Genomic DNA, 13,987 nt, shown 5'->3' on the forward strand with positions numbered 1-13,987 from the left:
CGACGATACTGCACGCCATCGGCGGGTGAGCGGTGGGGTCGCCGGTCGGGCCGGGCCGGCGTCGCGGGCCCAGCCCGCATGGCCGCGCGCGTTGGGCCGGGCGTCGCTGAGAATTCGCTGGAGTGGTTTGCCTCTATGTTTCGAGCGGGTAAACTCGGAGCTACCAAACCTCGTGTTTGGATGCAGCGCAATAGAGATTCCCCCCAATCCAGCGTTGCTGCGGCGGCACCCTTCCCCCCATTGGGTGCCGCCCCTTTACTTTTAACGGCCGGGTGCGTCTTCACGGCCCACACCCCTCCCGGCGGGTGAGCGAGTTCTCCACAACGGGGTGCGCGAGCCGAGTTCTCCACCGATCTTCGGGCTTTCGTCCGGCGGCGCTCCGAGCCTCGTAGATTCTCGGCATGACCCCCGCTCTCGACTCGGTCTTCGGGCCCCTCGCCCCGTATCTCGACGACCCGTCCGTCACCGACCTGTTCGTCAACGGCCATCGGGAACTGTGGATCGATCGGGGTTCGGGCGCACTCCTCGAGCCGGATTGGTCGTGCCCCGGTGAAGACCGGCTGCGCGAGTTCGCGGTGCGACTGGTGGCGCGCGGCGGGCGCCACATCGACGAGTCGGCGCCGTGCGTCGACGTGCGGGTGGAGGGTCGTCGAGTGCACGTCGTGCTGCCGCCGATCTCCACCGGCGGAACCCTCATCTCCGTGCGAGTGCCACCGCGCGGGCGTCCTCGGCTGGGCGAGCTCGACCGGCGAGGGGTGTTCGGGGCGGGCGCACTGAGCGCATCCCGCCATGCCCTGGTCGAGTCGGCGGTGCGCGACCGCACCAATGTGCTGATCTCCGGCGCGGGAGGCAGCGGCAAGACCACCTTCCTCTCGGCGTTCCTCGCGGCAGCGGACCCCGGTGATCGCATCGTCGTCATCGAAGACGTCGCCGAGCTGCGCATCGATCACCCCCACGTCGTCGCGCTCGAAGCGCGACAGCCCAACCTCGAAGGCGCCGGCGCCGTCGGCCTCGCCGAACTCGTGCGTCAGGCGCTGCGGATGCGCCCCGACCGACTCGTGCTCGGCGAGTGCCGTGGGGCCGAGATCCGCGAACTGTTCTCGGCATTGAACACCGGGCACGACGGGGGAGCCGGCACGCTGCACGCGAATGCCATCGCCGACGTTCCCGCCCGTCTCGAAGCGCTCGGCGCGCTGGCCGGGCTGAACGCCGAGGCCGTGGCGCGGCAGGCGGTCAGTGCGATCGGGCTGGTGTGCCATCTGCGGCGGTCGAAGCAGCGACGCGAGATCGAGGAGTTCGGCCGACTGGCCCTCGATGCGCGCGACCGGCTGGTGGTCGAGCCGGTCGCGCTGCCGGCGCCCGGCTCGGCGGCGGAGGTTCTGGGAGAAGCGGCGCCCGCCGGTGATGTTCCGCTGCCGGACTCAGGCCGCCCACCAGCGCTGCTCGAGGGCGGAGCCGCCCAGGGAGCGCGCGACGGTGTGCCGTGTTGACGCGGCGGCGGGTGGAGCAGCCCACGGCCGAAGCGTCCGCGGGTGGGTCGCGCCGCTCGCACGGGCGGGAGAGAAATCGGAACCGACGGCCGGTGGCCGAGCAGATCGGGGCGATCGTCGAGCGGCTGGCTGCTCTGATCGGTGCGGGGGTGTCGCCGAGCGCCGCCTGGAGTCACGTCTCCGACGGGTCCGGCGATCGCCGGCTTCTCACCATCGCCCGACGGATCGACGGCGGCGCAGCGGTCGCCGAGGCCATCGCCGCCTCCGCTCGCGAAGCACCGTCTCCGACGAGGCGGCCGGGCGTGGGTGCCGGTGACCCGTGGAAGGTTCTCGCCGCCGCGTGGTCGGTGGCGACAGAGGCCGGCTCGCCCCTCGCCCGATGTCTCGGAGACATCGCCGATTCGCTGCGTGCGGTCGGCGGGGTCGAGCGCGAGACGGCCGCGGCGCTGGCCGGGCCGGCAGCCACCACGCGCCTGGTCGCCGTGCTGCCGCTCCTCTCTCTCGCCTCCGGCTGGTTGCTGGGCCTCGACACCGGAACAGCCTTGCTCGGCTCCCCGGCCGGGATCGTGTGCCTCATGACCGGCCTGCTGCTGATGGTGGGCGGCCGGTTCTGGAGCGGAGCGCTGCTCCGCCGAGCTCGTCGCGTCGATCCGGCGCCGGGCCTGATGCTCGATCTGGTGGCCGTCGCCGTAGCCGGCGGAGGCTCGCTTCCCCAGGCGAAGTGCCTGGTCACCGAGACGATGCGGAGTTTCGGTCTGGACACCCAACGCGATGCGGCGGCCGTGGAGTCGGTGCTCGCGCTCGCAGCCCGTTCCGGAGCACCGCCCGGCGAGCTGCTACGCAGCGAAGCGGGCCGCGTCCGTCGCGACTCGGTGAGCCGAGCGACCGAACGCGCCGCCGCGCTCGGCACCTGGTTGATGCTTCCGCTCGGCGTGTGCGTGCTGCCGGCCTTTCTGCTGCTGGCGGTCGCACCGGTTCTCCTCGGCGTGCTCGACACCAGCGGACTCGCCGGATGACTCAGACATCACCGGATCACCGGGCAACCGACCACACACCCCATCCCTGAAGAAAGGAACACCATGAACACCACTGCAATCGCCGTGCGCGGCTCGGGCCGCCACGACACCGACGCGACGCCGGCCGGGTCGGCCTTCGCGACCCCCGCCGGTGCGCTTCACCGAGTCGCGCTGGCCGTGCGCGACGAGTCAGGAGCAGCCACCGCGGAGTATGCGATCGCCACCCTCGCGGCTGTCGGCTTCGCCGGGCTGCTCGTCGCCATCCTGCGAGGCGACGAGATCAAAGGCATGCTGACCGACCTCATCCATCGTGCCCTCACCCTCTCGATCTGAGCGATGGCGATCGGAATCGGGTTCCGTCACGGCGGAGTTCGCGATGATCCTGCCCGCGGTGGCCCTCGTCCTCGCGCTCGGCGTCGGTGTGATCCACATCGGGGCCGTGCGGGTGGCGCTGACGGACGCGGCGGCCGACGCCGCGCGCCTGATCGGCCGCGGCGACTCCGAGGGGGCCGCGGCCTCACGAGTGTCCCAGGCGCACTCCGGCGCGCAGATGAGCGTCGACCACGTCGGTCCGGTGGTCTGCGTGACCGCACGAACCGAGGTGACGCCCGGTCTGCTGGGCGCCCTGTTCACCTTCGAGGCGCGCGGCTGCGCTCTCGACGACACGGCGCTGTCGGGAGGCGAGTCGTCGCCATGATCCGTCGACAGCCGTCTGGCGTGCAAGCTGCCATCGAGAAGCTCGCGAGAGCTCGCCGGGTCGGCGCCGTGGCTGCGAGGGTTCGCGGGGTCGTCGTCGCGGTCGCCGGCGAGCAGGGGAGCGGCGGGATCGCGGGAGTCGCCGTGATCGGAGTGCTCTGTGCCCTGCTCGTGGTGATCGCGCCGATCGGTGGAGCGCTCGCTGCGCGGCAAAGCCTTCAGGGTGCCGCCGACGCGGCAGCGCTCGCCGCGGCGGACACCGCGTCGGGCCGTGTGGCCGGTTCACCCTGCGAGGCGGCGGCGATGCTCGCATCGGCGCTCGGCGTCTCGCTGACGGCGTGTGCCGTCGACGCGCGGGGGATCGCCACCGTCGGTGTCTCGGCGACCGTGCTCGGCGTCGGCATCGACGCCTCGGCGCGCGCCGGGCCGCCGGAAGCCGCCGGTGGTCTCGGCCCCCCCCCGACTGAGACGTCAGCCGACGATGGCCTCGACGTAGCGGTAGTCGACGGCGCTCGGTCGTTCGGACTCGCCGAACTCCAGCCCGGAAGAACGTCGGTAGAGATAGGTCTTCGCATTCGACGCGGCCGGGATCGTGAGCCGCGCCTGTGGTTCACCGGCCTCGGTGAAGTCGGTGCGGATGGTCTTTCCCTCGAGCGGTCCGTCGGTGAACTTCGCCGTGTAGCTGTCGTTCTCAGTTGCTGCCATGGTGCCCAGCCCCTCTCCGTTGAAGTGGTCATCACCATTGTCCCCTCTTACGCTGCACGCGCAATGGGAGCCGATTTCTTCGTGGGCGAACGCCTGATTAGGTTCACCCGGGGAGGGTATGTGTATGGTGTGCCTGACGGATCAGTCGTGTCCGTCATCGGCCGCGAAGGTAACCGGAGTCGCTCCGGATGCTCGTCGGCCGCCTTGTGACATATATAAGGAGAACAGTTGTCCAGCCCGAGAAAGCTCGTCATCGTCGAGTCGCCGACGAAGGTGAAGTCGATCGCCCAGTACCTGGGCGAGGGCTTCGACGTGATGGCCTCGGTCGGACACATCCGCGACCTCGTCGAGCCCAAGAATCTGCCGCCGGAGCTCAAGAAGGGCTCGCTCGGCAAGTTCTCCGTCGACGTGGAGAACAAGTTCGAGCCCTACTACGTGGTCTCCGACGCGAAGAAGAAGACGGTCGCCGAGTTGAAGAAGGCGCTCGCCGGCGCCGACGAACTCTACCTCGCAACTGATGAAGACCGCGAAGGCGAGGCGATCGCCTGGCACCTGCTGCAGGTGCTGAAGCCGAAGGTGCCCGTGCACCGCATGGTCTTCCACGAGATCACCCGCGAGGCGATCGAAGCGGCGCGCGACAACACCCGCCAGATCGACGACGCCCTCGTCGACGCCCAGGAGACCCGCCGCATCCTCGACCGTCTCTACGGCTACGAGGTGTCACCGGTGCTCTGGCGCAAGGTGGGCCCGGGCCTCTCGGCCGGTCGCGTGCAGTCCGCCGCCACCCGCCTCGTGGTCGACCGGGAGCGCGAACGTCTCGCCTTCACGAGCGCGAACTACTGGGACCTCACGGCCGTGCTCGCTCCCGAAGGAGCAGTGAAGGGCGCCGACGGCGCGGTCACCGATTTCTTCGAAGCCCGTCTGGCTCGGCTGAACGGCGAGCGCGTGGCGAGCGGCCGCGACTACGACGAGCAGGGAAAGCTCAAGAGCAAGGCGGTCGCCCTCGGTGAGAGCGCCGCGAACGCACTGAAGGTGGCCCTCGAGGCCGACGGCGTCGACATCCGGGTCGCCACTCTCGAATCGAAGCCGTACACCCGCCGACCGGCCGCGCCGTTCACGACGTCGACCCTGCAGCAGGAGGCTTCGCGCAAGCTCCGTTTCTCGGCCCGCCAGACCATGAGTGTCGCCCAGTCGCTCTACGAGAACGGCTACATCACCTACATGCGCACCGACTCGCCCTCGCTCTCGCAGCAGGCGATCTCGGCGGCGCGCAATCAGGCCACGAAGCTCTACGGCGCCGACACCATTCCCGACAAGCCGCGTCTTTACAGCGGCAAGGGCAAGAACGCGCAAGAGGCGCACGAGGCCATCCGGCCGGCCGGCGAGGTCTTCAAGACGCCGTCGGAGGTGTCCTCCGCGCTCCGCGGAAACGACTTCAAGCTCTACGAGCTGATCTGGAAGCGCACGGTGGCCTCGCAGATGGCCGATGCACGCGGATCGACCGCCTCGGTCACGATCACGGCCGGCCCGGTCACGGTCGAGGAGCTCGGCGGCGCGACGACGGCCGAGTTCACGGCATCCGGAACCGTCATCACCTTCCGCGGCTTCTTGCATGCCTATGAAGAAGGGCGCGACGAGGAGCGTAACGCTTCGAACGAGCCCACCGAGTCGAAGTTGCCGCCGCTGAAAGAGGGCCAGGTGCTCGACGCGGTCGACATCGACGCCGCGGGCCACGACACCACCCCGCCCCCGCGCTACACCGAGGCGAGCCTAGTGAAGGCGCTCGACGAACTCGGCATCGGCCGGCCGTCGACCTACGCGTCGATCATCTCCACGATCATCGACCGCGGCTACGTCACACCGCGGGGCCAGGCGCTCGTGCCGAGCTGGACCGCGTTCTCCGTGGTGCGCCTGCTCGAAGACTTCTTCGCCGACCTGGTCGACTACGACTTCACCGCGGCGCTCGAGGCCGACCTCGACAAGATCGCCGACGGCGAAGAAGACCGGGTCGACTGGCTGAACGGCTTCTACTTCGGCAGCGAGGGTCACCCCGGCCTCCGCAACGTGATCGACAACCTCGGCGACATCGACGCGAAGGCCGTGAACTCGGTGACGATCACCGATGACATCACGCTCCGCATCGGCAAGTACGGTCCCTACCTCGAGGTGCTCGATCCCTCCGGCGACATCGAGGCCCCGCCCCGCCGCGTCAACCTGCCGCAAGACCTCGCGCCCGACGAGCTCACCCCGGAGAAGGCCCGCGAGCTGGTCGACGCCCCCGTCGTGACCGACCGCGTCATCGGAGTGAACCCCGACAACGGCAAGGAGATCGTGGCGAAAGACGGCCGATTCGGTCCCTACGTCACCGAGCTCGATCCCGTCGTTCCGGAAGCCCCCGCCGCCGAGACCGTTCCCGCCACGACCGACTCCGCTGCGGCGGGTGGCACGGCGACCGCCACCGCGACGAAGAAGGCTCCGGCCAAGAAGCCCGCCGCGAAGAAGGCGGCCGCCGCGGTCAAGCCGCGCACCGCATCCCTCTTCAAGTCGATGGATCTCGCGACCATCGATCTCGACACCGCCCTGCGTCTGCTCAACCTCCCGCGCACTGTCGGCGAGGACCCCGAATCGGGCGAACCGATCACCGCTCAGGGCGGCAAGTTCGGCCCCTACCTGAAGAAGGGCACCGACACCCGTTCGCTCTCCAGCGAAGACCTCATCTTCGAGATCGATTTGCCCGGTGCCCTCGAGCTGTTCGCCCAGCCGAAGTACGGCGCACGTCAGGCCTCCTCGGCCCTCAAGGAATTCGAGGCCGACCCGGTGAGCGGCAAGCCGATCCGGGTGAAGGACGGCCGTTTCGGCCCGTACGTGACGGATGGCACGACCAACGCCACGATCCCGCGCGGCGAGACCGTCGAGGAGATCGACTTCGACCGGGCGGTGCAGCTGCTGGCCGACAAGCGCGCGAAGGGCCCGGCGAAGCCGAAGGCCGGCGCCGCCAAGAAGCCGGCGGCGCGCAAAGCGCCCGCACGGAAGGCCGCCCCGAAGAAGTGAACGGCGTGTTCATCACGCTCGAGGGCGGAGACGGCTCCGGAAAGTCCACCCAGGCCGAGATCCTGGAATCGTGGCTCACCGCGCTCGGCCGCACCGTTGTGCGCACCCGCGAACCCGGCGGCACCGAGTTCGGCACCGAGGTGCGCGAGATCGTGCTGCACAGTCGTGGCCACATCTCGCCGCGTGCCGAGGCCCTGCTCTACGCCGCCGACCGCGCTCAGCACATCGCCACCAAGGTGCGCCCGGCGCTCGAGCGCGGGGATGTCGTCGTGCAAGACCGCTACCTCGACTCCTCGGTCGCCTACCAGGGCGCCGGCCGGGTGCTCGATGCCGGGGAGATCCGCAACCTCTCGCTCTGGGCCGCCGAAGGGCTGCTGCCCGACGTGACGATCCTGCTCGACCTCGACGAGGATGTCGCCCGCGCGCGCCTCGACGGTGCGAACAAGCGCTTCGACCGTCTCGAAGCCGAGAAGAGCGACTTCCACCGCCGGGTGCGCGAAGCCTTCCTCGCTCTCGCGGCCGCGGAACCCGAGCGGTTCCTCGTGGTCGACGCGGCGCTTCCGCCCGAGGAGATCGCGGCGGTTGTGCGGGCCCGGGTCGAAGAGCTGCTTGTCAGACGCTCCCAGTAGATTGAAGCCATGACCGTCTGGGACGACCTCACGGGCCAAGGGGCCGCCATCGAGGTGTTCCGCGCCGCCGCCGAGAGTTCCGCCGTGCCCGTCGGCACGGCCACCGACGCGCCCGATTCGATGACGCACTCCTGGCTCATCACCGGCCCTCCCGGCTCGGGCCGCTCCAACCTCGCCTACGCCTTCGCCTCGGCACTGCTCTGCCGCGAAGGCGGATGCGGTGTGTGCGCCGACTGCCGGCAGGTGGCCGCCCGCTCGCATCCGGATCTCGCGATCCTCGCCACCGACCGCGTCGTCATCACGATCGACGAGGTGCGCAAACTGGTCTCGTCGTCGCAGTTCTCGCCCTCGGTCGCGCGCTACCGCGTGGTCGTCATCGAAGACGCCGACCGGATGGCCGAACGTACCTCGAACGTGCTGCTGAAGGCTCTCGAAGAGCCGCCCGAGCGCACGGTCTGGATTCTCTGCGCGCCCAGCGAGGCCGACCTGCTCCCCACCATCCGTTCGAGGGTGCGTTCCGTTCGTCTCCGGGTGCCGAGCACCGGAGACGTTGCTGCGCTACTCGTCAAGCGCGACGGGGTCGACGCCGAGACGGCCGAGCGCGCCGCTCGCGAGTCGCAGAGCCACATCGGCATGGCCCACCGCCTCGCCACCAACGACGAGGCGCGCGCCCGGCGCGCGGAGACCATCGAACTCGCCCTCTCCGTCGCCTCGGTGGGAGACGTCGTGCGCGGTGCCGCGAAGCTGCTCGAGATTGCGGGCGCCGACGCCCAGGCGATCACCGAGGAACGGGATGCCGAGGAGCGCGCCGCGGCGCTGCGTTCGCTCGGTGTCGAGCCCGGCCAGGCCATCCCGCCCGGGCTCCGCTCCCAGATCAAAGCGCTCGAAGACGACCAGAAGCGGCGGGCGACCCGCAGTCTCCGCGACGGCATCGACCGCATCCTCACCGACCTGCTCTCGCTCTACCGCGACATCGTGCTGCTGCAGCTGGGCGCCCGGGTCGAACTGGTGAACGAGGCCATCTCGGCCGAGGTGCGGCGGGTGGCGGAGAATAACGATTCGTCATCGACCCTCGCTGCGATGGACGCGATCTCCGACGCCCGTCGGAGGATTGCCGCTAACGTGGCCCCGGCCCTTGCGCTCGAAGCCATGCTGATCACGCTCGCCGAGGCGGGCCGTTCCGCCTCACGAAAGGTTGCCCGGTGATCCGACAGACACGGAGTCGACGAACCCCTGCGAGACGCGCCCTGGCAGCGCTGACGATCGTCACCGCTGCGATGCTCGCGCTCTCCGGATGCGCGACCTGGTTCACCGGCCCGATGAACGGCTACCCGGGTGCCGGCTCCACCACGGCGCCCGTAACGTCGTCGCCCACGGGCGAAGACGTGCCGGCTGAGCTCCAGCCCTTCTACCGGCAGGTGCTCGAGTGGGAGTCCTGTGGCGACGGCTTCTTCTGCACCACCGCCACCGCGCCCCTCGACTGGTCGAACCCCGGCGGCGACACGATCTCGCTCGCGCTGATCAAGAAGCCCGCCTCGGGCGGCACGAAGCTCGGCAGCCTGTTCGTGAACCCGGGCGGACCGGGTGGCTCGGCCTACGATTTCGTGCAGCAGTCCGCCGACTACGCGGCGCATCCGTCGCTCCAGGGCAGCTACGATCTGATCGGCTACGACCCGCGTGGAACCGGGCATTCCGACGCCGTGCACTGCCTCACCGACAAAGAACGCGACGCCTACCTCTACGACATCATCCCGGGCGAGCGCGGCTCGCAGGAATGGATCGACGCCTACACGGCCGCCGCCAAAGACTTCGCCGACAAGTGCGCCCAGAACACCGGGCCACTGCTCGAGTTCATCGACACCGAGAGCACCACCCACGACCTCGACATGCTGCGCGCCGTGGTGGGCGACCCGAAGCTCAACTACCTCGGCTACTCCTACGGCACCTTCCTCGGCGCCGAATACGCCGAGAACTTCCCCGGCAAGGTGGGGCGGATGGTGCTCGACGGCGCGGAAGACCCCACGTCGAGCGGATTCGACATCTCGATCTCACAGGCGGAGGGTTTCGAGAACGCTCTGAAGTCCTACCTGCAGAACTGCGTCAGTGGCTCCAGCTGTTGGTTCGACGGCACGGCCGATCAGGCTCTCACGAAGGTGCAACAGCTGCTCGCCCAGGTGGAGCAGAGCCCGCTGCGGGCCAGCGACGGGCGCGAACTCGGCGCCTCCAACCTGCTCACGGCGATCTTCTACCCGCTCTACAACCAAGAGAACTGGACCTACCTCGATCAGCTGTTCAGTTCGGTCGAAGACGGCGACGCCGACTTCGCGTTCCAGTTGGCGGATGCCTACAACAGCCGCAACCCCGACGGCAGTTACGCCGACAACCTGATCGAGTCGTTCAACGCGATCTCCTGCGCCGACTACCCGGCAGCGACCGATCCCGCGGTGGTGGCCGAGCAGAACGCCGAGCTGGTGAAGGCCTCGCCGACCGTCGGGCCGTACTGGACCTATGGCGACATCTCCTGCTCGCAGTGGCCCTACCCGAGCCGCCGCGTTCCGGCCCCGGTGACCGCGACGGGCTCCGGTCCGATCCTCGTCGTCGGCACCACCGGCGATCCGGCCACGCCCTACAAATGGGCGCAGGCACTCGCGGGTCAGCTCGAGAACGGCCACCTGGTGACCTTCCAGGGCGAGGGGCACACGGCCTACAACTCGTCGACGTGCGTGGCCGACGTGGTCGACGCGTACTTCCTCGACGGAACGGTTCCCTCGAGCGATCCGAACTGCTCGAACTGAACCGGGCGCGCCGATTGTCAGTGCTCTGCCGGGCGCCGTGCCCGGTGCCCGGCTCTGTGAAAACGCATCGACCTCCGTGAAGTCTGCGATCATGGATACATGACCGCCCGTCGTCAGCCGCAAGCCGAAGAGCTCGGCCTGCGCGAGCGCAAGAGGCGGGCCACGCGCCGTGCCATCCAGGTCGCCGTGCTCCGCCTGACGGCAGAGAACGGCCTCGACCAGGTGACGATCGAAGACATCAGCCGCGACGCCGGCGTCTCGCCGCGCACCTTCTTCAACTACTTCCCGTCGAAGGAGGCCTCGCTCGCGGGCGACGCCCCGTTCGCGCTCACCGACGACATCGCGGAGGCGTTCGAGAACGCCGGGCCCGATGGCGACCCGCTCGAGGATCTGATGGCGATCATGGCCGCGCAGGCAGCCGAAGACGGCGGTGTCGACCCTGAGTTGCACGAGCTGCGGCGCAACCTGATGACCCAGTACCCGCAGATCTTCGCGTTGAAGATCGACCGCATGCGCGAATTCGAGGCCGAGGTGTGCGCATCCGTCGCCCGTCGTCTGGAGAAGGATGCGGGCCAGCGCGGCGAGGATCTCGACGTCGCCGAGGCCACGGAGCGGTCGCGCCTGATCGGGTTGCTCTCGTTGACCCTCGCGCGCTCCGCCTGGGTGGCCTGGGCCGAGCATCCGGACACAGCGTCGCTCCCCGACCTGGTGATGCGGTCGTATCAGCGCCTGCGCGACGTGGTCGGGGTTCCCGAGCGCGTCTGAGCCCCGGGCCCTGTCTGACTGCCCGCGCCCGTCCGGCCTCGCGTGTCCGCGGGGGCCTCACGGATCGGCTATGCTTTGTTGCTGTGCCGAGCGCCAGTCGCGAGGCCAGGCCGCCTTAGCTCAGTCGGCAGAGCGATTCACTCGTAATGAATAGGTCCCGGGTTCGATTCCCGGAGGCGGCCCCACTCCGACCAGACAAGAAGCCCGGATCTCCGGGCTTCTGTCGTTTCTGAACACGCACGAACGAGTGGAGACACCGATGTCGCAGCCCATCCGCTGGGGAATTCTCGGAACCGGCGGCATCGCCGACAGCTTCGTGAAAGATCTGCTCGCCGTGGGGCTCACCGTGACCGCGGTGGGGTCCCGCACCCCGGCGTCGGCAGACGCGTTCGCGGAGAAGTTCGGCATCGCGGCCGCGCACGGGAGTTACGAGGCGCTGGTCGCCGATCCGTCGGTCGACGTCGTCTACGTGGCCACGCCGCACACCTTCCACGCCGAGAACGCGCTGCTCGCCATCGAGGCGGGCAAGCACGTGCTCGTCGAGAAGGCGTTCACCCTGAACGGAGCGCAGGCTCAGCGGGTCGCCGATGCGGCGGAGCAGGCCGGCGTCGTGGTGATGGAGGCGATGTGGACGCGGTTCCTCCCGCACATGGTGCGCATCCGCGAGATCATCGCCGCGGGAACGCTCGGCGAGGTGCGCACCGTCATCGCCGACCACGGCCAGAAGCTTCCGTCCGACCCGAGTCATCGCCTCAACGACCCGGCGCTCGGAGGTGGTGGGCTGCTCGACCTCGCGATCTATCCCGTGTCGTTCGCGATCGACATCCTCGGCCTCCCGACTCGGGTGCTCGCGAGCGCCACCATGACCGCCACCGGCGTCGACCGCCAGACCGCGCTGATCTTCGAGCACGAGGGCGGGCGTCAATCGATCTCCCAGAGCGCGCTCGATGCGTCCGGCCCGGTGCACGCCGCCGTCATCGGCACCGACGGCTGGATCGACATCGACCGCTGGTGGTACGGCCCCACCACCTTCACCGTCTACGACGCGCAGCACGAGGTGATCGAACGGTTCGAGCAGCCTGTCGTCTCGCGAGGGATGCAGTACGAGGCGCTCGAGATCGAGCGCGTGATCGCGGCGGGGGAGAAGGAGAGCCCGCTGATGCCGCTCACGCAGTCGGTGGCGATCATGCGGGTGCTCGACGAGGTGCGCGAGCAGATCGGGCTGCGCTACCCCGGCGAGTGACCCCGCCAGGCCCCCCGCTCGGGTGACTCTTCGGCAATGGACGCGTACCATGGCTGAGATGTCGGACTCAGGGGTGCCACGGACGCGGCGCGAGATCCGCGAGGCGCAGGCGCGTGCCGGGACGGGCGCCGCCCCCGCGACATCCGCTCCGCCACCGCCACCCCCTCCCGGCTTCTGGGCGCTGGTGGGCCGGCACCCGCGCATCTGGCTCGCGTCGGCGGCCGCCGCCGTGCTGCTCGTTCTCGGGGGCGGCGCCTTCGCCGCCGGAGCCGCGATCGGAGCCGCCACACCCGCGGCCGCGCCTCTGGTCGTCGGCACGAGCAGCGCGCCGACGCCGACTCCCACAGCCACTCCGACGCCCACGCCCGATCCCCGCGCGCAGCCGGCCGCTGCTCCCGGCCCCGCGCTCCTCCGCACCTGCTCGGTCGCCGACCTCGCCACCGACGGGCGGCTCGGCACCTTCCTCGGAGCCGTGCGCAATGCGGCCACCGGCGAGGTGCTCTTCGACCGCGGCGCGACCACCTCCGCCCGCACCGCCAGCGTCATGAAGGTGCTCTCCAGTTCCGCCGCACTCGCCGTGCTCGGCCCCGACTACCGGGTGCCCACCACCGTCGTGAAGGGCACCCAGCCCGGGCAGGTGGTGCTCGTCGGCGGCGGCGACATCACGCTCGCCAGCGGGTCGTCGAACATCTACACCGGCGCAGCGAGCATGCTCGATCTGGCCGCTCAGGTGAACGCGGCCTGGGCCGCCGATCCGTCGACCGCGGGCACGCCGATCACGTCGATCGTGATGGATGCCAGCGTCTTCTCGGGAGATCGCTGGCAGCCCTCCTGGAACCGCAAGGAACAGGTCGACGGCTACTCCTCGGAGGTCACCGGCCTCCAGGTCGACGGCGACCGCGCCGACCCCTCCGCCAACGTCTCCACCCGCAGCGACAACGCCGTGCTGCGCGCCGGCCAGGCGCTCGCGCTCGCGTTGGGCGCGCCGGACGCCGACCTCGCCGAAGGGCTCGCCACGCCCGGTGCGCCGCAGCTCGGCCAGGTGCTCTCGGCGCCGGTGTCGACCATGATCCCGGATGCGCTGCAGCGCTCCGACAACACCGAGGCCGAGATGCTCGCGCGGCTGGTCGCGGTGAAGCTCGGCGTGGGCAACGACTTCGCCGCCCTGCAGACCGCCATCCCGCAAGCTCTCGCCACCTACGGCCTCGACACGAGCACGCTCACCATCGTCGACGGCTCGGGACTCAGCGACGACAACGGCGTCTCGCCGAACTTCCTCACGCAGCTCTTCGTCAAGATCAACGCACGAGAGGGCAATCTCGGCGTGATCTACGACGGGCTCCCGGTGGCCGGCCAGAGCGGCACCCTGGCCGGCCGGTTCGGCGGCTCGCCGGCCGCGGGCAACGTCATCGCGAAGACCGGCTGGATCGACACCGGCTACACCCTCTCCGGAATCATCAACGCGGCCGACGGCACCGTGCTGACCTTCGCGTTCTTCGCACTCGACGACGTCGGCGACAGCGCGAAAGACGCCATCGACACCCTCACCACTGCCGTCTACGCCTGCGGAAACGGCCTGTCGAACAACTGAGCGGCG

General features: G+C 69.7%; 12 protein-coding genes, 1 tRNA gene and 1 pseudogene. 13 read left to right on the forward strand and 1 reads right to left on the reverse strand.

Annotation, left to right across the window (positions count from 1 at the left end):
* Positions 1 to 401 precede the first annotated feature (401 nt).
* The 5 genes and pseudogenes from BLW00_RS16775 to BLW00_RS16795 all read left to right on the forward strand — a co-directional run.
* Complete coding sequence (locus tag BLW00_RS16775) at positions 402 to 1,490, forward strand: TadA family conjugal transfer-associated ATPase (protein ID WP_092556337.1); 1,089 nt, start codon at positions 402 to 404, stop codon at positions 1,488 to 1,490.
* A 92-nt stretch (positions 1,491 to 1,582) separates the two neighbouring features.
* A complete protein-coding gene (locus BLW00_RS16780; RefSeq protein ID WP_175494336.1) occupies positions 1,583 to 2,506 on the forward strand; it encodes a type II secretion system F family protein in 924 nt (307 codons plus the stop codon).
* A gap of 63 nt (positions 2,507 to 2,569) precedes the next feature.
* Positions 2,570 to 2,839: a DUF4244 domain-containing protein gene (locus BLW00_RS24280; RefSeq protein WP_092556341.1), complete on the forward strand. Its 270-nt coding sequence runs from the start codon at positions 2,570 to 2,572 to the stop codon at positions 2,837 to 2,839.
* A complete protein-coding gene (locus BLW00_RS16790) occupies positions 2,817 to 3,203 on the forward strand; it encodes a TadE family type IV pilus minor pilin (RefSeq protein WP_281242424.1) in 387 nt (128 codons plus the stop codon). The genes BLW00_RS24280 and BLW00_RS16790 overlap by 23 nt, the downstream gene beginning before the upstream one ends.
* A pseudogene (locus tag BLW00_RS16795) lies at positions 3,200 to 3,571 on the forward strand (Rv3654c family TadE-like protein); the annotation flags it as partial. The gene BLW00_RS16790 and the pseudogene BLW00_RS16795, both read left to right, overlap by 4 nt.
* Before the next feature lie 102 nt (positions 3,572 to 3,673).
* Here the strand turns inward: BLW00_RS16795 and BLW00_RS16800 are convergent.
* A complete protein-coding gene (locus tag BLW00_RS16800) occupies positions 3,674 to 3,907 on the reverse strand; it encodes a hypothetical protein (protein WP_092556345.1) in 234 nt (77 codons plus the stop codon).
* A gap of 228 nt (positions 3,908 to 4,135) precedes the next feature.
* On the opposite strand from BLW00_RS16800, the gene topA reads away from it, so the two are divergent.
* The 8 genes from topA (at position 4,136) to dacB (ending at position 13,981) form a co-directional block, all read left to right on the forward strand.
* Positions 4,136 to 6,958 (forward strand): type I DNA topoisomerase, encoded by a 2,823-nt coding sequence (gene topA, locus BLW00_RS16805; protein WP_092556347.1) that lies wholly within the window; start codon positions 4,136 to 4,138, stop codon positions 6,956 to 6,958.
* A complete protein-coding gene (tmk, locus tag BLW00_RS16810) occupies positions 6,955 to 7,587 on the forward strand; it encodes a dTMP kinase (protein WP_092556349.1) in 633 nt (210 codons plus the stop codon). Before topA ends, tmk begins: the two co-directional genes overlap by 4 nt.
* Positions 7,588 to 7,596: 9 nt before the next feature.
* Entirely contained in the window at positions 7,597 to 8,793 is a 1,197-nt protein-coding gene (locus BLW00_RS16815; RefSeq protein WP_092556351.1) for a DNA polymerase III subunit delta', read from the forward strand.
* Entirely contained in the window at positions 8,790 to 10,382 is a 1,593-nt protein-coding gene (locus tag BLW00_RS16820) for an alpha/beta hydrolase (RefSeq protein ID WP_245741644.1), read from the forward strand. The genes BLW00_RS16815 and BLW00_RS16820 overlap by 4 nt, the downstream gene beginning before the upstream one ends.
* A gap of 99 nt (positions 10,383 to 10,481) precedes the next feature.
* Positions 10,482 to 11,147 (forward strand): TetR family transcriptional regulator, encoded by a 666-nt coding sequence (locus BLW00_RS16825; RefSeq protein WP_092556355.1) that lies wholly within the window; start codon positions 10,482 to 10,484, stop codon positions 11,145 to 11,147.
* 109 nt (positions 11,148 to 11,256) lie between these two features.
* Positions 11,257 to 11,332, forward strand: a tRNA-Thr gene (locus BLW00_RS16830).
* A gap of 74 nt (positions 11,333 to 11,406) precedes the next feature.
* A complete protein-coding gene (locus BLW00_RS16835; RefSeq protein WP_092556357.1) occupies positions 11,407 to 12,390 on the forward strand; it encodes a Gfo/Idh/MocA family protein in 984 nt (327 codons plus the stop codon).
* 58 nt (positions 12,391 to 12,448) lie between these two features.
* On the forward strand, positions 12,449 to 13,981 hold the full coding sequence (gene dacB / locus BLW00_RS16840; RefSeq protein WP_245741645.1) for a D-alanyl-D-alanine carboxypeptidase/D-alanyl-D-alanine endopeptidase: 1,533 nt from the start codon (positions 12,449 to 12,451) through the stop codon (positions 13,979 to 13,981).
* Positions 13,982 to 13,987: the final 6 nt, after the last annotated feature.

The organism is Herbiconiux ginsengi, assembly GCF_900107435.1.
Lineage (GTDB): Bacteria > Actinomycetota > Actinomycetes > Actinomycetales > Microbacteriaceae > Herbiconiux > Herbiconiux ginsengi.